General features: G+C 66.9%; 16 protein-coding genes. 11 read left to right on the top strand and 5 right to left on the bottom strand.

Features of this window, described 5'->3' with window-relative positions:
* Positions 1 to 10: 10 nt before the first annotated feature.
* Genes PHE40_RS04800 through PHE40_RS04785 form a run of 4 tightly spaced genes read left to right on the top strand, consistent with a single transcriptional unit; the run spans position 11 to position 3,361 of the window.
* Positions 11 to 571 (top strand): hypothetical protein, encoded by a 561-nt coding sequence (locus tag PHE40_RS04800; RefSeq protein ID WP_299958771.1) that lies wholly within the window; start codon positions 11 to 13, stop codon positions 569 to 571.
* Positions 568 to 1,662, top strand: a complete 1,095-nt coding sequence (locus PHE40_RS04795; protein WP_299958768.1) for a flagellar motor protein MotA — start codon at positions 568 to 570, stop codon at positions 1,660 to 1,662. Before PHE40_RS04800 ends, PHE40_RS04795 begins: the two co-directional genes overlap by 4 nt.
* Positions 1,659 to 2,798, top strand: a complete 1,140-nt coding sequence (locus PHE40_RS04790; protein ID WP_299958765.1) for a peptidoglycan-binding protein — start codon at positions 1,659 to 1,661, stop codon at positions 2,796 to 2,798. The genes PHE40_RS04795 and PHE40_RS04790 overlap by 4 nt, the downstream gene beginning before the upstream one ends.
* Complete coding sequence (locus PHE40_RS04785) at positions 2,795 to 3,361, top strand: 5-formyltetrahydrofolate cyclo-ligase (protein ID WP_299958762.1); 567 nt, start codon at positions 2,795 to 2,797, stop codon at positions 3,359 to 3,361. The genes PHE40_RS04790 and PHE40_RS04785 overlap by 4 nt, the downstream gene beginning before the upstream one ends.
* A gap of 119 nt (positions 3,362 to 3,480) precedes the next feature.
* Here PHE40_RS04785 and PHE40_RS04780 read toward each other — a convergent pair whose 3' ends face one another.
* Entirely contained in the window at positions 3,481 to 4,722 is a 1,242-nt protein-coding gene (locus PHE40_RS04780) for a DEAD/DEAH box helicase (RefSeq protein WP_299958760.1), read from the bottom strand.
* A gap of 301 nt (positions 4,723 to 5,023) precedes the next feature.
* Positions 5,024 to 7,729: a glycosyltransferase gene (locus PHE40_RS04775; protein WP_299958758.1), complete on the bottom strand. Its 2,706-nt coding sequence runs from the start codon at positions 7,727 to 7,729 to the stop codon at positions 5,024 to 5,026.
* A 161-nt stretch (positions 7,730 to 7,890) separates the two neighbouring features.
* Between PHE40_RS04775 and PHE40_RS04770 the strand changes: the two genes are divergently transcribed.
* On the top strand, positions 7,891 to 9,177 hold the full coding sequence (locus PHE40_RS04770) for a hemolysin family protein (protein ID WP_299958756.1): 1,287 nt from the start codon (positions 7,891 to 7,893) through the stop codon (positions 9,175 to 9,177).
* 20 nt (positions 9,178 to 9,197) lie between these two features.
* On the opposite strand, the gene dksA is transcribed toward PHE40_RS04770, so the two are convergent.
* Entirely contained in the window at positions 9,198 to 9,614 is a 417-nt protein-coding gene (dksA, locus tag PHE40_RS04765) for an RNA polymerase-binding protein DksA (RefSeq protein WP_284257193.1), read from the bottom strand.
* Positions 9,615 to 9,844: 230 nt separating this feature from the next.
* Here dksA and PHE40_RS04760 point away from each other — a divergent pair, with 230 nt between their 5' ends.
* The 3 genes from PHE40_RS04760 to PHE40_RS04750 are packed head-to-tail and all read left to right on the top strand — an operon-like array spanning position 9,845 to position 12,400.
* Positions 9,845 to 10,936: a nucleotide-binding domain containing protein gene (locus PHE40_RS04760; protein ID WP_299958754.1), complete on the top strand. Its 1,092-nt coding sequence runs from the start codon at positions 9,845 to 9,847 to the stop codon at positions 10,934 to 10,936.
* Positions 10,937 to 10,940: 4 nt separating this feature from the next.
* Positions 10,941 to 11,714, top strand: coding sequence for a glycosyltransferase family 2 protein (locus PHE40_RS04755; protein WP_299958752.1), 774 nt, complete (start codon positions 10,941 to 10,943; stop codon positions 11,712 to 11,714).
* Complete coding sequence (locus PHE40_RS04750) at positions 11,711 to 12,400, top strand: TVP38/TMEM64 family protein (RefSeq protein ID WP_299958750.1); 690 nt, start codon at positions 11,711 to 11,713, stop codon at positions 12,398 to 12,400. The genes PHE40_RS04755 and PHE40_RS04750 overlap by 4 nt, the downstream gene beginning before the upstream one ends.
* A 22-nt stretch (positions 12,401 to 12,422) precedes the next feature.
* On the opposite strand, the gene PHE40_RS04745 is transcribed toward PHE40_RS04750, so the two are convergent.
* Positions 12,423 to 12,848 (bottom strand): copper chaperone PCu(A)C, encoded by a 426-nt coding sequence (locus PHE40_RS04745; protein ID WP_299958748.1) that lies wholly within the window; start codon positions 12,846 to 12,848, stop codon positions 12,423 to 12,425.
* An 11-nt stretch (positions 12,849 to 12,859) separates the two neighbouring features.
* Positions 12,860 to 13,516 carry a glutathione S-transferase family protein gene (locus tag PHE40_RS04740; protein ID WP_299958746.1) on the bottom strand — a complete coding sequence of 219 codons (657 nt, stop codon included), beginning with the start codon at positions 13,514 to 13,516 and terminating at the stop codon, positions 12,860 to 12,862.
* Positions 13,517 to 13,591: 75 nt separating this feature from the next.
* Here PHE40_RS04740 and folP point away from each other — a divergent pair, with 75 nt between their 5' ends.
* Genes folP through thiD form a run of 3 tightly spaced genes read left to right on the top strand, consistent with a single transcriptional unit; the run spans position 13,592 to position 16,614 of the window.
* Positions 13,592 to 14,428, top strand: coding sequence for a dihydropteroate synthase (gene folP / locus PHE40_RS04735; RefSeq protein ID WP_299958744.1), 837 nt, complete (start codon positions 13,592 to 13,594; stop codon positions 14,426 to 14,428).
* 2 nt (positions 14,429 to 14,430) lie between these two features.
* Complete coding sequence (gene glmM, locus PHE40_RS04730; protein ID WP_299958742.1) at positions 14,431 to 15,789, top strand: phosphoglucosamine mutase; 1,359 nt, start codon at positions 14,431 to 14,433, stop codon at positions 15,787 to 15,789.
* A complete protein-coding gene (gene thiD, locus PHE40_RS04725) occupies positions 15,790 to 16,614 on the top strand; it encodes a bifunctional hydroxymethylpyrimidine kinase/phosphomethylpyrimidine kinase (RefSeq protein WP_299958740.1) in 825 nt (274 codons plus the stop codon).
* Positions 16,615 to 16,693 lie beyond the last annotated feature (79 nt).

Here is a 16,693-nt window from a genome sequence, read left to right as displayed (position 1 = left end):
AGGTTTCCGCGTGAGACCTTATCCAATTGCTCTAATTCTGGCGGCCCTGCTTCCCTCCCTCGCGGCCGCGCAGGTGAAGGTTAACCCCGCCGCCCTGGCACAGTTGGCGGGAATCCCCCCGGCACGGCCCGCGGCGGCGCCTGCCCCGCCGGCCAAGCCTGCCTGGCACCCCGCGCGCCGCGTGATCCGTGTCGTGAAACCGGCGCCGCTCAAGCCCCTCCCGCCCTCCGCCGCGCCAGCCATGGCCAAGCCCGTGCCCGCGCCCGCGCCCGTGGCAACGCCGCAGGCGCTGGTGGTGGCGTTCGCCCCCGGCAGCGCAACCCTGCCCGCCGGCACCACGGCGGCGCTGAAGCCCTTTTGCGAGGCTCGCGGCGTCATCAGCATTGACGCGCGCGCCCCCGCCGACCCCAGCGACCCTTCGTTGGCCATGCGGCTCTCGCTGGCCCGCGCCCTGGCGCTGCGCGACGCGCTGACCTCCTGCGGCGTGGCGTCACAAAACATTCTGCCCCGGGCACTGGGTTCCATGCCAGGGAAGAACGACGATGAAGCCGTACTTGGAGTGCAGAAATGACCCGGCCGACCAGTTATCTCATCCGCATGATCGTATTCTGCTTCGTGGTTTACGGCGTGGCGGCGGTCATCTCCCCGGCGCTGGCCCGCTTCTACATGGCCAACCCGGTGGTCAACTCGGTCATCGTCGTGGTGGAACTGTTCGGCGTGTTCTGGAACCTGCGGCAGGTGCAGCGGCTTAATCCGGAGGTTGACTGGGTGGACGAATTCCGCCGCCCGCGCCAGAAGCTGGAGCAAGCGCCACCGCCCGTGCTGCTTGCCCCCATGGCGCGCATGCTGCACGGCCGGGCTGACGGCGAACGCCGCATCACGCTCTCCGGCACGGCGATGCGCACCATCCTGGATGGTATTTCAAGCCGGCTCGATGAGAGCCGCGAGCTTTCACGCTACGTCACCGGCGTGATGATCTTCCTCGGCCTGCTCGGCACCTTTTGGGGCCTGCTGCACACGGTCTCCTCGGTCGCCGCCGTCATCAACGGCATGAACCTGGCCGGAGGCGATGTGAACGCGATGTTCGCGCAGCTGAAAGGCGGGCTGGCCGGGCCGCTCGCGGGCATGGGCACGGCGTTCTCCTCCTCGATGTTTGGTCTCTCCGGCGCCCTCATCCTCGGCTTTCTGGACCTCACCGCCGGCCAGGCGCAAAACCGCTTCTTCAACGAGCTGGAGGAATGGCTGGCCGGGCTCACCCGGCTCTCCAGCGGCACGCTGGCCGGCGATGGTGAAGGCAGCGTGCCGGTTTATGTGCAGGCGCTGCTGGAGCAGACGGCGGAAAACATGGACTCGCTGCAGCGCGTGCTCTCCCGCGGCGAGGATAGCCGCGCCCAGGGCAACGCCGCGCTGCTGGGCCTGAACGAGCGCATGGCCAACCTGGCCGACACTTTGCAGATGAACCAGCAGCTCATGGTCCGGCTGGCCGACAAACAGGGCGGCGATGATGTCCAGCGCTCGCATCTGCGCAATATCGAACTGCTGCTGAACCAGCTGCTGACCGAGACCGAACAGGGCCGCATGCAGACCACCAACGAGCTGCGCAGCGATCTGAAAATCCTGACCCGCACCATCGCCGCCCTGGCGGATGACGCCCGGACATGAGCCGCAAGCGCAGCGGCAGCAACGGGCTGGAGGCATGGCCGGGCTATGTCGACGCGCTTTCCACGCTGCTCATGGTCACCATCTTCGTGCTGCTGGTGTTCGTGCTGGCCGAGGCGTTTTTATCCTCGGCGCTCAGCGGCAGCGACAACACAATCGCGCAACTGCGCGACCAGATCGCCCAGCTCACCCAGAGCCTTTCAATGGAAACCGCGAAGGACACAACCCTGGCGCAGGAGCTTTCCGCGCTCAACGCGCAGCTGGCGAGCGCCCAGGCGGCCAATGCGGGGCTGAACCAGCAGGTGAGCGCCGATGCCGCGACGATCTCGGGTTTGCAGAGCCAGGGCAAGACCCTGCAAGCGCAACTGTCTGACGCGCAGGCCCAGGCGGCAGCCAGCGCCGGGCGCATCAGCGCGTTGCAGGCACAGATGGACGCCCAGGCCCAGGCGCAGGCCAATGCCGGGCCAGGATTGCAGGATCAGCTTGCCGCGCAGACCAAAATTTCGCATGACGCGCTGGCCCAGGTCGCCCTGCTAAACCAGCAGATCGCGGCAATGCGCGCGCAGCTTGCGGCGCTGGCCCAGGCGCTGGACGCAGCCCAGGCCGCCGATGCCAAGGATAACGTGCAGATCACCGATCTCGGCAAGCGGCTCAACGAGGCGCTGGCCCGCAAGGTGGAAGAATTGCAGCAGTACCAGAGCGTGTTTTTCCGCACCTTGAGCGAGAGCCTGAAGGGCGAGAAAAACATCAAGGTCGTCGGCGATCGTTTCGTCTTCGAGAGCGACGTGCTGTTCCCCGTGGATGAGGCAACCATCACCCCGGCGGGCGCCACGGAAATCGCCCAGGTGGCCGCGGCCGTCAAGGAAATCGCGGTCAAGATTCCGCCTGATGTGAACTGGGTGCTTTCGGTGGATGGCTATGCGGATGCGCAGCCGATCACCGGCGGGCCGTTCAAATCGAACTTTGATCTCTCCTCGGCCCGCGCACTGGCGGTGCTGGACCTGCTGATCGCCGACGGCGTGCCGCAGAACCGGCTGGTCACCTCCGGCATGGGCGCCAACAACCCGATCGCGCCAGGCAACACCCCGGCGGACTACGCGCAAAACCGCCGGATTGAATTCAGGCTGACCACACCATGATGAACGGCCCCGGCCTGGCCGAGGCAAAGGCCGAACTGCGCAAACGGGCCATGGCCGCCCGCAATGCGTGCAACCCCGCGCTGGGGCAAGACCTTGCCCGGCATGTGCTGGAAAATTGCCCGCCGCCGCCCGGCGCCGTGGTCGCCGGGTATTGGCCGATGGGCGATGAGATCGACATCCGCCCGCTGCTGTATGCGCTGGCGGCGCGGGGGGTTGTGCTCTGCCTGCCGGAAACCCCGCCGCGCGGGCATCCGCTGGTGTTCAAAACATGGCAGCCGGGCGCTACGCTTTTGCCGGGCCGGTTCGGCACGTCGCATCCGGCGGGCGAGATTGCGCGGCCGGATTTCGTGCTGATGCCGCTGCTGGCGTTTGACGCGAAGGGAAACCGGCTGGGCTATGGCGGCGGATATTATGACCGCACGCTGGCGGCGCTGCCCGCCGCATTCAGGTTGGGCTGCGCCTTCGCGGCGCAGGAGGTCGAGACCGTGCCAACCGGTGAAAATGATCTAAAAATACACGCCATCGCCACGGAAATTTCCTTCCGCCGGTTTCAGCCCGCCTGAATCCAGCAATGAACGGCCACAAAAAAACGGCGCCCTTTCGAGGTGCCGTTTTTTTGATTGCCCATCGAAGGGCGCAGCCCTTCGCGGGGTCGAGGGGCAGAGCCCCTCGCCTTACCTACTTACGCAGCCCGTGAGAAATTCCGCTTCTCGCCATACTGCGGGCGCTTGGGCTTACGCACCACCAGGTCTGGATGGCGCGCGGGCTTCTTCGTCGCGGCGGCATGCGCCGGGCGGGTGCCGCTGGCAACGTTCATCTTCACCCCGGTCAGCTTCTCGATCGAGTTAAGGAACCCAAGCTCCGTCGCGTCGCAAAGGGCCACGGCAATGCCGGTGGCGCCGTTGCGCGCGGTCCGGCCAATGCGGTGGACATAGCTTTCCGGCTCGTTGGGCAGCTCGTAGTTGATGACGTGGGAAACGCCCGCCACATCGATGCCGCGCGCGGCCAGATCGGTCGCGACCAGCACCCGCACGTTGCCCGCGCGGAAATCCTCCAGCGCGCGCTGGCGGGCGTTCTGGCCCAGATTGCCGTGCATGGCGGTGGCGGAGATTTTCTCCTGCGTGAGCTGCAAGGCCACACGGTCCGCGCCGCGCTTGGTGCGGGTGAAGACGATGGCGCGGGTCATCGAACCATCACGCAGCAGGGTGCTGAGCAGATGGCGCTTGCCCGAGCCTTCGACGAAATGCACATGCTGCTCCACCAGCACCGGGGTGGAGGCCACCGGCTCGATGGAAACGCGCACCGGCTCGCGCAGCAGGCCTTCAGCCAGGGAGAGAATTTCCTTCGGCATGGTGGCCGAGAACAGCGCGGACTGGCGGCGCGCCGGCAGCTGGGCAACCACCTTGCGGATGTCGGGCATGAAGCCGAGATCGAGCATGCGGTCAGCCTCGTCGAGCACAAAGAACTGGCACTGGTCGATGATCAGGTTGCGCGTGCTCATCAGGTCGCAAATGCGCCCCGGTGTGCCCACCACGATATCCGCCCCGCGCGACATGCGGTTGACCTGGCCGGTACGGCCCACGCCGCCGACCACGAGCACGGTGTTCAGCGCCAGGCCGGTGCCGAATTTCTTGAACTCCTGCTCGATCTGCACCGCGAGTTCGCGCGTGGGCGAGAGGATGAGCGCGCGCGTGCCAAAGCGGCGCGGACGCAGCGGGCTGGCGGCCATCTGCTGCAAAATGGGCAGCGCGAAGGCGGCGGTTTTGCCAGTGCCGGTCTGGGCGGTGCCCAGAACGTCACGCCCGGCGAGACCAGCCGGCAAGGCGCCGGCCTGAATGGGGGTAGGTTTGTTAAAGCCGCTGTTTTTCAGGGCCTGGAGAATCGGCGTGGCAAAGCCAAAGGATTCAAAGGTAACTTCAGTCATAAAAATAAACGTCTCCGGCGCCGCAACCATATGGCTTGCAGCGATAATGTCCGGTTTCCACGCGCGATTTTGGATTGGACGGGTAAAACAATGCCCGGGAAGGGCGTTCCCGCCCCAATAGACAAATCAACCGCCAAGGCCGAATCAAGGATCCGGTCGCGCATTCGCGGTCGACGACGGCTTATGCGCATGGTGCGGCGCAAAACGCAAGAAAACATTTGCAGGGCAGGCGTGCGGCAACAAAAAACCCAGGAAGCGGGGGGCTTCCTGGGTTTTGGCGCAAGCGGCGCTGGCTGCCGGTTCAGTCCCCCGCGGCGGGGTGCATGTCGCTGATACGCGCCGGGGCGGCCTGTTTCGCCGGGGCCTGCACCGGCTTGGGCGCCGGGGCGGGCATGGCGGCGAGAATGGCGACCGAGACCGAGGCCAGGTAAGGTAGCGACTGGGTGAACAGCACCGCGCACCAGAGCCTGGTTTCCAGCGTCGCCCAGTGGTGGCCAAAGCCAACCCCCAGCAGCGCGCCCCAGGTGAGCACCAGCAGCACCAGCTCCTCGCGGGACATCACCAGCCCCTGCACCAGCGCGGGGGCGTTCTTCATCTTGGGCGTGCGCAGGAAGGGCAGGCTGTTGGAGAACAACCCCTTCCACACCGCCTTGCCGATGCTGTGCGAGAGCGCCAGCCCGGCAACCGCCGCGCCCACGCGGTCCACAAAGCCGCACGGCACGCGGTTTTTGTACAGGGCCAGTATCTGCACGATCTTGAAGAAGAACAGGCCGATGGAAGGCAGCATGAACAGCGCGATCGGGAATTCAAAGCGCACGGGGTCCAGGATCAGCCCGGCCGACCACGCAAGCCCCAGGCCAAGGAACACCAGACCCAGCGCATCGCCAAACCAGGGCACCCAGCCGGTGATGAAGTGCCAGCGTTGGCCCAGCGTCAGCTCGTGGTTAAAGGGCGAGAACAGCGCGCGCCAGTTGGCCCGCACGATGCGCATGGCGCCATAAGCCCAGCGGTAGCGCTGCTTGCGGAAGGCGTTGTAGTCATCAGGCATCACGCCCTTGCCAAAGCTCTTCTTGGAATACACCGCCTCATACCCGGCGCGGAACAGGCGCAGGCCAAGCTGGCTGTCCTCGGTGATGCACCATTCCGCCCAGCCGTTCTCGTTGATGAGCGCGGCCTTGCGCACCAGAGTCATGGTGCCGTGCTGGATGATGGCGTTACGCTCGTTGCGGGCCACCATGCCGGCGTGGAAGAAGCCCGCATATTCCCAGAACATCATGCGCTTGAACAGGCTGCCGTCATTATCGCGGTAATCCTGCGGCGACTGCGTGAACCCAACCTTCGGATCATCGAACGCCGGCGCCATGGAGCGCAGCCAGTCAGGCTCCACGATGTAGTCGCTGTCGATCACGCCGATCACCTCGGCATCCGGCGCGGTCTCGCGCAGCGCGAAGTTGAGCGCACCGGCCTTGAAGCCCTTGTACTTGCCCAGCGTGAAGAAGCGGAATTTTGGCCCCAGGCGCGCGCAATGCTCAGCCACCGGCTCCCACACCTTGGGGTCCTTGGTGTTATTGTCGACCACCAGCACCTCGAAGCGGTCATAATCCAGCGCCGCCAGGGCATCGAGCGTCTGGCACACCATGTGCGGCGGCTCGTTGCAAATGGGCAGGTGGATGGAGACCTTCGGCAGCCTGGCGCCGGCCGGCGCCGGGATCGGCTCGAAATGCCGCTTGGCGACCCGGCCATAGATGGTTTCCACCAGGTCGAAGCTGTCGGCGATGAGCAGGAAGAGCAGCAGCCCCTGGCCCGCGGCCAGCGCGCCCCACACGGCGGCGGCGCTGAGCGAGAGATAAGTCTCGCTCATGGTCATGAACAGCATCGCCAGCGTGGCGGTGAAGCCCTCCACCAGCGCCGCGAAGATGAACTTGCCGGAGAAGCGGATGTCCGGCCGGCGCGAGAGCAGCGCCATGGTGGCGGCCAGGCTCAGCAGCGCCGCGCCCAGGGCGTAGAAAATCCACTGCGGGTTGTTCTCAACCGGCCCGGTGAGCGACCATTTAGGCTGGCGGCCCAGCGTATACATGCCCCAGTATCCGGCGGCGCGGCCCTCAAAGCTCGTCTTCCAGGGCTGGTCGAACGCCTCCATCACGAAATACTGGAGATGATCCTTGGCCGCGAGGTTGAAAAAGTCGCGCATGAAGCGGGCCTGGTTGACCGTGCTGGCGCGCGCCGCGCCAATGTCGATGCCATCGGAGGGCCAGCCGATCTCACCGATCACGATGCGCTTGTTGGGGAATTTGTCATGCACCTCGGCCAGGCGGTGCATGGCGTCCTGCACGGCGATGCTCTCCGGCACGCCTTCCCAGTAGGGCAGCAGATGCACGGTGATGAAGTCAACGGAATTGGCGAGTTCGGGGTGCTTCAGCCACACATGCCAAGGCTCGGCGGTGGAAACCGGCACATGCGTCTGCGCTTTCATCTGCGCGATGTCGGCCATCAGCTCGGGCACCGGCAAATCGCCGCGCAAAATGGTTTCATTGCCGACCATGATCTGCTTCACATCCGGGTTGGCATTGGCAACCTGCACCACCTTCGCCAGTTCCGCGGCATTGGCCGCCGGGTGGCGGTCCAGCCAGGCGCCGAGGGTGACGTTCAGGTTCATCCCCTCGGCCAGAGCCGGGATCTGCCCCAGAATGCCCTGAACCGTATAGGTGCGGATGTTATGGGTGTGCGCCGCGGCCAGCGCGAGATCGGATTTGATCTGCGCAACGCTGGGGTAGCGGTTGGTCTGCGGGTTTTCCCCCGCGTGGAAGGGCGAGAAGGCCAGGCCGCCAATCTCCCCGCTGTAGGGGGGGATATCCGTAACCGGCCGGTTGAACCCAGCCCAAAGCCCAAAGGCGAGCACGCCAACGCCGAGCGATGCCGCCCAGGAGCTGGGGCTGGCCCAGCCGCGGCGCGCCTTGCGGGTGGAAACTTGCGGAGACTGGCGGCGGATTTGTGACTGAAACGTCATGGTGCAGGTCCAGATTTGTGCGAGACAAGCCTCGCACGCCGCAATGTATGGTTACCCAAAGCGGCGGGGTCTGGGCGCGATTGTGTCCCGATTGTGGCATTATGAAATTTTCGCAAGGTCGCGAGGCTGCATTTTGCGTGGATTGGGACTAGAACGCGCGTATGACTCTCGCTCTGCTACTGCTGATCCTGGCCATCCTCATCCTCCTGAACGGCGCTTTTGCCTTGAGCGAGCTGGCGCTGGTCTCCGCCCGGCGGGCCATGCTCACGCTCATGGAGCGCCAGGGCCTGCGCGGCGCGGCGCGCGCGCGCCTACTGGCTGACAATCCGCAGAGCTTTCTGCCCGCCTCGCAATTTGGCATCACGCTCATCGGCATCCTCATCGGCGTGTTCGGCGGCGACCAGCTGGCCAGCCATCTGACCCCGGCCCTGGCCCATGCCCCGTTCCTCGCGCCTTATGCCAAGCCGCTGGCGCTGTTGCTCACCGTGCTGGGCATCACCTTCTTCACCCTGGTGTTCGGTGAGCTGGTGCCCAAACAACTGGCCCTGCGCCACCCTGAGCGCGTGGCCGCGGTCATCGCGCAGCCGCTCGCACTTCTGGGCATGGCGGCAACCCCCGTGGTCTGGCTGCTCGGCGCCACCACCACGCTGGTGCTGCGCGCCTTCGGCCCCGCCGGCGAGGACCGCCGCGCCATGAGCGAGGAAGAACTCAAGGCCATGCTGGCGGAGGGCGCGGAAACCGGCGTGCTGGAGACCGAGGAGCGCGACATCATCGAGCGCGTGCTCCGCCTGGCCGATAAACCCGTGCGCGCGATCATGACACCGCGCACCGAAATCACCTGGATAGACCGCACAGCGCCGCGTGCCGCCATCATCGCCACGCTGCGCGCCGCCCCCCATTCGCGCTTCGTGGTCTGCGACGGCGCGATCGACAACGTCGCCGGCATCGTCCAGGCCAAGGACATCCTGGACCGCGTGCTCGACGGCAAGGACTTCTCCCTGGCCGCCGCCATGCGCCAGCCTATGGCCATTCCCGATTCGGTCTCCGCCCTGGAAGCCCTGGAGCACCTCAAGTCCGACCAGCTCGGCATCGCCATCGTGCTCGATGAATACGGCAGTTTCGAGGGCATGGTCACCGCGGCGGACGTGCTGGAAGCCATCGTCGGCGACGCCGGCGACACCGGCCCCAAGGAAGGCGCCGACTCGCCCGAGGCCGATTTTTACGAGCTGGACGGCCTCACCCCCGTTGACGAAATAAAAGCCCGCCTGCACCTGCCGGCCCTGCCCGCCGAGGGCACCTACCACACGCTGGGCGGCCTCATCCTCGCTTTGCTGCAACGCCCGCCGCGCAAGGGCGACGCCATCGTCTTCGGCGGCTGGAAGTTTGACGTGCTGGCCATGGACGGCCGCCGCGCCGAGCGCGTGCGCGTCGCCCGGGACACGGCGTAACGCCCAATCCGCCGCCCGCATCAATCGTCGCGGTGAACGCGCTCCATGCGCTCATGGCGCTCCTGGGCTTCAATGGAGAGCGTCGCAATCGGCCGCGCCTCCAACCGGCGCAGGCCAATCGGCTCGCCGGTTTCCTCGCAATAGCCGTAAGTGCCGTTCTCGATGCGCTGCAACGCCTGGTCGATCTTGCCGATCAGCTTGCGCGCGCGGTCGCGGGTGCGCAGTTCCAGCGCCCGGTCGGTCTCCACGCTGGCGCGGTCGGTAATATCGGCCTCAAGGATGCCGCCTTCCCCCAGCGAAGCCAGAGTGCCGTTGGCTTCCTTCACCAGATCCGCCCGCCAGCGCAGCAGCTTCTGGCGGAAATATTCGGTTTGCATGGGATTCATGAACTCCTCGGTATCCGAGGGGCGGTAGTCCGGTGGCAACGAGATGAGCATGCCGTCCGTATCCTTCAATTCAATTCAGGTAGGCCGTAACTGGCCCCCGTGGTTGAGCAGGCTTATAGCGATGCCCCCCGGCCAAGCCAAGGCCGCAAAAGCACTAAACCCAAAGGGGCGCCGACAATGCCCGCCGCGCAGGTTTCCCGTTTTTTTTCAGCGCCCGGTCTGGAAGACCGCCTTGCTCCATGCCATTTATCACGCCATGCTGATTAAAAAATCATGACAATATGCCCCAGCTGACCCCTTCCGCCCTCGCCTGGACCTTGCAGGACGCCGTGGCCTTGGCCACCGCCTGGGGTGCCGGTACCCGCTTGGCGCGCGGTACTGATGCCGGCAACGCCATTCTCGCCCCCGCCGGCTTGGCGCTGAGCGGGCAAGAAGTCACCGCCGCCCTGCAAACCAGCCCGGCCCGCCTGTTTTTCAGCTTCGGCAACCAGGAGGCCACGCCCGATGCCAACGCCCTGGCCCCGCTGCTGGATTGCCTGATCGAACAATCCGGCACCGGCTTCATGGCGGCGAGCTTCGCGGCCCCGGCGCTGGGGCGCACGGTGTATCAGGGGCATCTGTTCCAGGATGGGCGGCTGGCCGTCAATCTGCACCATGCGTTGCGCCCGGCGCTCTCCGGCCGGGTGGCGGTGGTGCAGCATGAGGTGGTGGCCGCCGGGGTTCCCGCCATCCGGCGCAAGCTCGCCGCGTTCAAGGAGCAAGGCGCCGCGCTGGCGCTGCTTGATGCCGTGGACATCGCCCAATGCGCCGCCATTGCCGCCGCCGTGGAGGCCCAGCCGCTCAGCGGCGGCCCCGCCTGGCTTTGCCCGGCTGAAACCGGCCATGCCGCAGAGGCGCCCGGCGGCGCGCTGGCCATCCTCTCCGGCGCGCTGGACCGCCAAACCCTCTACCAGCTCGGCGCCGCGCGGCATGCCCTGCCCTTCCTGCAAGTTGATCCCGCCGCCCCCAACCCGGCGGCCCAAGCCCTCGCCTGGGCGCAAACCCAGGGCGGGCAGCCCTTCATCATCACCGCTTCCACCACGCCGGACAAATTACACCACGGCCTCCCGGTCGCCGCGATTCTCGCGGACATCGCCGCCGGGCTGGCCGGTGCCGGGGTGCGCCGCTTCGTGCTCACCGGCAACGACACCGCCAGCGCAATCCTTGACCGTCTGCACGTGCACACCCTCGAAACCGGCGCCGCCACGGCCGGGCTGCGCTGGCTCAGCGGTGGAAACCACCATTTTTTACTCAAACCAGGAGGCTTTGGCGCGCGCGATCTGTTTCTCGGCGGATTTGAGCCACAGATACGCCTTAATGCCACGGCTGAATGAGCCTATGAACATCGAACCAAAATTCCTCACTTTGCCCGAAACCGCCCCCGGCACACCGCTCATCTCGGTCGTGGTGCCCGTGCATAACGAGGCCGCGAACATCCCGCCGCTGATCGCCGCCATCAGCGCGGCGCTGGCCGGAATCGAGCATGAGATCGTCTATGTTGACGATGGCAGCACCGATGCCAGCCCGAAAATCCTGGCTGAAATCGCCGCCCGCCTGCCCACCCTGGTGCGCGTGCGCCACCGCAGCAGCTGCGGCCAGAGCGCCGCGGTCATCACCGGGGTCAAAACCGCGCGCGGCAGCTTCATCGCCACTCTAGACGGCGACGGCCAGAACGACCCGGCGGACATCCCCGCGATGCTGGACGCCGCCCTCACCGCCGAGGCCCATGGCGCCAAACCGGTGCTGATCGCGGGCCACCGCGTTACCCGCAAAGACTCCGAAGCCAAACGCTGGGGCTCGCGCATCGCCAACGCCGTGCGCGGCTATCTGCTGCGCGACGGTACACCCGACACCGGCTGCGGCCTAAAACTCTTCCGCCGCGCGGCGTTTCTCGAACTCCCGCATTTCGACCATATCCACCGTTTCCTGCCGGCACTTTTCATCCGTGCCGGCGGCCGCGTCGTCTCCGTGCCGGTGCGCCACCACCAGCGCACCCACGGCGCCTCGCATTACGGCACATGGGACCGCCTGAAAGTCGGCATCGTCGACCTCTTCGGTGTCGCCTGGCTGCAACGGCGCTGGAAACAACCGCAAATTGACCCAACCCCATGAGCGAACCGATGAGCGAGCGCATCAACCGCAACCCCACCGCCATCGCCGCCACCCGCGCCTTAAAACCCGCCCTGATGGCCGGCGGCATGATCGCGATCGCCGCCGCGCTGCCGCTGCTCGGCGCCGCCTCGGCGCAGGCGGAGCTTGTGCATCTGGTCGCCAGGGGCGGGGTGCAAGGCCCCGCGATGTTCCTGCTCGCCGCGACCTTCCTCATCACCATCGGCCTGCCGCGCCAGGTGCCCGCCTTCGTCGCGGGCTACGCCTTCGGCCCGTGGTATGGCACCGCCATCGCTTTGGTCGCGCAGGTGCTCGCCTGCAGCCTCGATTTCATCTGGGCGCGCGCCATCGGGCAGAGTTTCATCCACCGCTATTTCGGCAAGACGCTGACCAGGATTGACTCCACGCTCTCCGCCCAGCCCTTCGTCGCCACCCTCACCCTGCGGCTGATGCCGGTGGGCAGCAACATCCTGCTCAACCTCGCCGCCGGACTCTCCTCCATCCCCGCGCTGCCCTTCCTTGCCGGCTCCTCGCTCGGCTTTATCCCGCAAACCCTCATCTTCGCCGTGTTCGGCCAGGGCAGCGCGCCCAGCCATGAGCACATGCTGCTGCTCGGCGGCGTCATGTTCGCGGCCTCGGTGGCCCTGGGCATGGTGTTGTTCCGCCGTTCGCGCCGGCTGGCCGCTTAATCCGCCGGGGCGCCGTGGCGGCTTACCGCCCCTTCGGCGCCGGAATGCTGTTCAAATACACGGCAATATCCCCCGCGTCCTGGAAGGTGAGCGCGCAGGGCAGCACACTGCCCCTGGCGATCGCGAAATGCGTACCCCGCAACAACAGATGCGGACCATCAGGCGAGAGGCTAACACGCTGCCCCGCCGGAATGTCCAAGCTCCGCAACGGCTTGCCCGCCGCATCCACCAGCGTCGTGGTATCGGCGATCGGGCAGCTCCAACCGGTGAGAACGTCCCCGGCCGCGCTGGTGTTATGGATTTGTATAAACCCCTGCGTCGCGGCGCCGATATCTTTCGTCCGCCAGACCGCGCCATGATCCGCGATCATGTCCTGCCCGGCCAGAGCGGCCGCCGGCGTGGCCAAAAACAGCGCCGCCAGCACGGCGCCCCCCAGATAATTCTTCATGTCAGACGCTTTCATGCGAGGATTTCAAGTTTTTCGATTCGCCAGGCGGCGGGCTCCCTGGCCGCCAGATCATACCATTGCGCCATCAGCGGATGCGCCCGCACAGCCGCGCCATACGCGGCGGCGGCGGCGCTGAGCGGCGGCTGATAGATCAAAAACCGCGCCGCCACCGGCGCGAACATCGCATCGGCGGCGGTAAAGGCCGCGCCGAACAAATACGGGCCACCCGCGCCGTAGGCTGCCCGCGTTTGCGACCATATAGCGTCAATGCGCGCAACATCCGCCAGACTCTCCGGAGTCTGCCCCAGGCCAGGGCAGCTGCGCCTCAGGCTCATCGGCATCGCCAGCCGCAGCGCGCGGAACCCGCTATGCATCTCCGCCGCAATGGCCCGCGCATGCGCGCGCGCAATGCGCTCGCCCGGCCACAGCGCCGGGTTAATCTCCGCGCAATATTCCGCGATGGCGAGGCTATCCCACACCCGCGCGCCCTCATGCTCCAGATACGGCACCATCCCGCTGGGAGACGCCGCCTTCACCGCCGGGGTGCTGCCCCCGGCCAGTGGAATCACGATCTCCTCAGCCTCGATCCCCGCCAGCCTGACCATAAGCCAGCCGCGCAGCGACCACGACGAATAGCCCCGCGTGCCCAGAAAAAGTCTCCCCGCCATCACTCCGCCTCCCCCGCTGCCGGCCCCGCGATAGCATGTTTTGGCCACCGCATCAGCCTATGATAACCAGCCCGCATGAACCGCGCACCCCCCCTCGCCTGGGCCGGACTCCTTTTGGCCCGCCCGCTTATCATGGGCATCCTCAACGTCACGCCCGATTCCTTCTCTGACGGCGGCTTGCACGCCACGGCCGAGGCCGCGATCGCCGCGGGCGCCGCCATGCGCGAAGCCGGGGCGGACATCATCGACATCGGCGGCGAAAGCACCCGCCCCGGCGCCGCGCCAGTCTCCACCGCGCAGGAGATTGAGCGCATCCTCCCCGCCATCACGGCGCTCGCCGCCCAGGGCGCGGTCATCTCAGTGGACACCCGCAACGCCGCCACCATGGCCGCGGCGCTCAACGCGGGCGCGCGCATCATCAACGATGTCTCCGGCCTCACGCACGACCCCGCCGCCCCCGCCCTGGCGGCCAAACGCGGCTGCCCGGTGGTGCTCATGCACACCCGCGGCACCCCCGCCACCATGAACGCCCAGGCGCATTACACCGATATCGCAACCGAGGTTCTGGCCGAGCTGACGCAGCGGCGCGACGCCGCCTTGGCCGCCGGAATCGCACCAGAGGCCATCGCGCTCGACCCCGGCCTCGGCTTTGCCAAGCACGGCGCGCAAAACCTCACCCTCCTGCAAGCCACCGCCCGCTTCGCGGCGCTTGGCCACCCGCTGCTCATCGGCCTGTCGCGCAAAAAATTCATCGGCGAATTCGGCGGCGAGCCCAACCCGGCCAAACGCGGACCAGGGTCCATCGCCGCCGGGCTTTATGCCGTGGCCCAAGGGGCGCATATATTGCGCGTGCATGACGTGCCGGAGACGGTGCAAGCCCTGCGCATCTGGCAAAGACTTAACCGCGAGTGACAATGGACCAAACTCCCAAACGCCGCCTTTTCGGCACGGACGGCATTCGCGGCACCGCGAACACCGCGCCCATGACCGCCGAAATGGCCCTCAAGCTCGGCCAGGCCGCCGGGCTGCTGTTCACCCGCGGCAACCACCGCCACCGCGTCATCATCGGCAAGGACACACGGCTCTCCGGCTACATGCTGGAGCCCGCCCTCACCGCCGGCTTCATCAGCGCCGGCATGAACGTCACCCTGGCAGGCCCCCTGCCCACCCCCGCCATCGCCATGCTCACCCGCTCACTGCGGCTTGACCTCGGCGTGGTCATCTCCGCCTCGCACAACCCCTATGAGGACAACGGCATCAAGCTCTTCGGCCCGGACGGCGCCAAGCTCTCGGATGAAACCGAGATGGAGATCGAGGCCCTGATGGCGACCGACCTCTCAGCCCGCCTCGCCGCCTCGGGCAAGCTCGGCCGCGCCTCGCGCCTGGTGGATGCCGCCGGGCGCTACATCGAGGCTGCCAAATCCTCCCTGGCGCGCGGCCTGCGGCTGGATGGCCTGCGCATCGTGCTCGATTGCGCGCATGGCGCGGCCTACAAGGTCGCCCCCGCCGCCCTCTGGGAGCTGGGCGCCACCGTCATCTCCATCGGCGTCGAGCCGGACGGCTTCAACATCAACCGCGAGGCCGGTTCCACCGTGCCCCAACACCTCTGCGCCGCCGTGCTGGAGCATGGCGCCGACATCGGCATCGCCCTGGACGGCGACGCCGACCGCGTCATCCTTGCCGACGAACACGGCGAGATCATCGACGGTGACCAGATCCTCGGCCTCATCGCGCGTGACATGCACGAGGCCGGGCGCCTCACCGGCGGCGGCATCGTCGCCACCGTCATGTCCAACCTCGGGCTGGAGCGCTTCCTCGGCGCCCACGGGCTCGCCCTGCACCGCACCAAGGTGGGAGACCGCTACGTGGCCGAGGCCATGCGCGAGCGCGGCATCAACCTCGGCGGCGAACAATCCGGCCATGTCATCCTCTCCGATTTCGCAACCACCGGCGACGGGCTGATCGCCGCCCTCCAGGTGCTCGCCGTACTGGTCCGCTCCGGCAAACCCGCCTCGGCAGCCTGCCGGGTGTTCACCCCCTTGCCGCAGCTTTTGCGCAACGTGCGCTTCTCCGGCGCCTCGCCGCTGCGCCTGGCGCATATCCAAACCGCCATCGCCCAGGCGGGCGAGCGGCTCGGCAACACCGGGCGCGTGCTCATCCGCCCCTCCGGCACCGAACCGCTGATCCGCGTGATGGCCGAGGGCGAGGACAACGCGCTCATCCAGACCATCGTCGGCGAATTATGCGAGACCATCGCCCTGGCCACGGTCTGAATGTTTCGCGTCCTAACCATAGCCGGGTCTGATTCCGGCGGCGGCGCCGGCACCGAGGCCGACATCAAAACCATTACCGCGCTCGGCGGCTACGCCTGCACCAGCATCACCGCGGTCACCGCGCAAAACACCCTGGGCGTGGCCGGCGTGCATGCCTTACCGGCGGCTTTCGTGCGCCTCTCCATCGAGACCGTGCTGGCTGACATCGGCGCCGACGCCATCAAGCTCGGCATGCTCACCAATGAGGAGATCATCCGCGCCGTCGCCGCCTGCCTGCCCGCCGGCGTGCCCCTGGTGCTGGACCCGGTGATGGTCGCCACCTCCGGCGCCGTGCTGCTGCCTGATGCCGCCATCGCCGCCCTGCGCGAACAACTGCTCGCGCGCGCCACGCTGGTCACCCCCAACCTGCCCGAAGCCGCCAAACTCACCGGCCTGCCCGTGCGCACACAGGACGAACAAATCGCCGCCGGCCGCGCGCTGCTGGCGATGGGCGCCAAGGCCGCCCTCATCAAAGGCGGCCACGCCAGCGGTGACATGTTAACCGACTACCTCATCACCCCGGAGGCGGTGGAAGCCATCTCCCTGCCGCGCCTGCCCACCAGAAACACCCACGGCACCGGCTGCACCCTGGCCTCCGCCATCGCCACCGGCCTCGCCCAGGGCATGGACCTCTCCGCCGCCGTCCACCGCGCCCGCAATTATCTGCAACAGGCCATCGCCACCGCGCCAGGTTTTGGCGCTGGACACGGCCCGGTGAACCATCTGATCAGTAGGGTAGGCGGCGCGCAGCGTAACCCATCGCTTTGCGCTCCGTCCGCCGGTTAATGGGTGGCGCTACCCTCCGCCTCAACTCATTCCATATCCGAATCAAACCTGCACAAATTGGGGTGCAAGCAAAAAATTA

The organism is Acidocella sp. (assembly GCF_028687955.1).
Lineage (GTDB): Bacteria > Pseudomonadota > Alphaproteobacteria > Acetobacterales > Acetobacteraceae > Acidocella.
The sequence above is the reverse complement of the archived record's forward strand: the minus strand, read 5'-3'. Positions and strand labels throughout refer to the sequence as shown.

Bases quoted from the DNA above. Each gene is read 5' to 3' on its own strand.
- PHE40_RS04795 (WP_299958768.1), top strand. From the start codon at position 568: ATGACCCGGCCGACCAGTTATCTCATCCGCATGATCGTATTCTGCTTC.
- PHE40_RS04790 (WP_299958765.1), top strand. From the start codon at position 1,659: ATGAGCCGCAAGCGCAGCGGCAGCAACGGGCTGGAGGCATGGCCGGGC.
- PHE40_RS04785 (WP_299958762.1), top strand. From the start codon at position 2,795: ATGATGAACGGCCCCGGCCTGGCCGAGGCAAAGGCCGAACTGCGCAAA.
- PHE40_RS04780 (WP_299958760.1), bottom strand. From the start codon at position 4,722: ATGACTGAAGTTACCTTTGAATCCTTTGGCTTTGCCACGCCGATTCTC.
- PHE40_RS04775 (WP_299958758.1), bottom strand. From the start codon at position 7,729: ATGACGTTTCAGTCACAAATCCGCCGCCAGTCTCCGCAAGTTTCCACC.
- PHE40_RS04770 (WP_299958756.1), top strand. From the start codon at position 7,891: ATGACTCTCGCTCTGCTACTGCTGATCCTGGCCATCCTCATCCTCCTG.
- dksA (WP_284257193.1), bottom strand. From the start codon at position 9,614: ATGCTCATCTCGTTGCCACCGGACTACCGCCCCTCGGATACCGAGGAG.
- PHE40_RS04760 (WP_299958754.1), top strand. From the start codon at position 9,845: ATGCCCCAGCTGACCCCTTCCGCCCTCGCCTGGACCTTGCAGGACGCC.
- PHE40_RS04755 (WP_299958752.1), top strand. From the start codon at position 10,941: ATGAACATCGAACCAAAATTCCTCACTTTGCCCGAAACCGCCCCCGGC.
- PHE40_RS04750 (WP_299958750.1), top strand. From the start codon at position 11,711: ATGAGCGAACCGATGAGCGAGCGCATCAACCGCAACCCCACCGCCATC.
- PHE40_RS04745 (WP_299958748.1), bottom strand. From the start codon at position 12,848: ATGAAGAATTATCTGGGGGGCGCCGTGCTGGCGGCGCTGTTTTTGGCC.
- PHE40_RS04740 (WP_299958746.1), bottom strand. From the start codon at position 13,516: ATGGCGGGGAGACTTTTTCTGGGCACGCGGGGCTATTCGTCGTGGTCG.
- folP (WP_299958744.1), top strand. From the start codon at position 13,592: ATGAACCGCGCACCCCCCCTCGCCTGGGCCGGACTCCTTTTGGCCCGC.
- glmM (WP_299958742.1), top strand. From the start codon at position 14,431: ATGGACCAAACTCCCAAACGCCGCCTTTTCGGCACGGACGGCATTCGC.
- thiD (WP_299958740.1), top strand. From the start codon at position 15,790: ATGTTTCGCGTCCTAACCATAGCCGGGTCTGATTCCGGCGGCGGCGCC.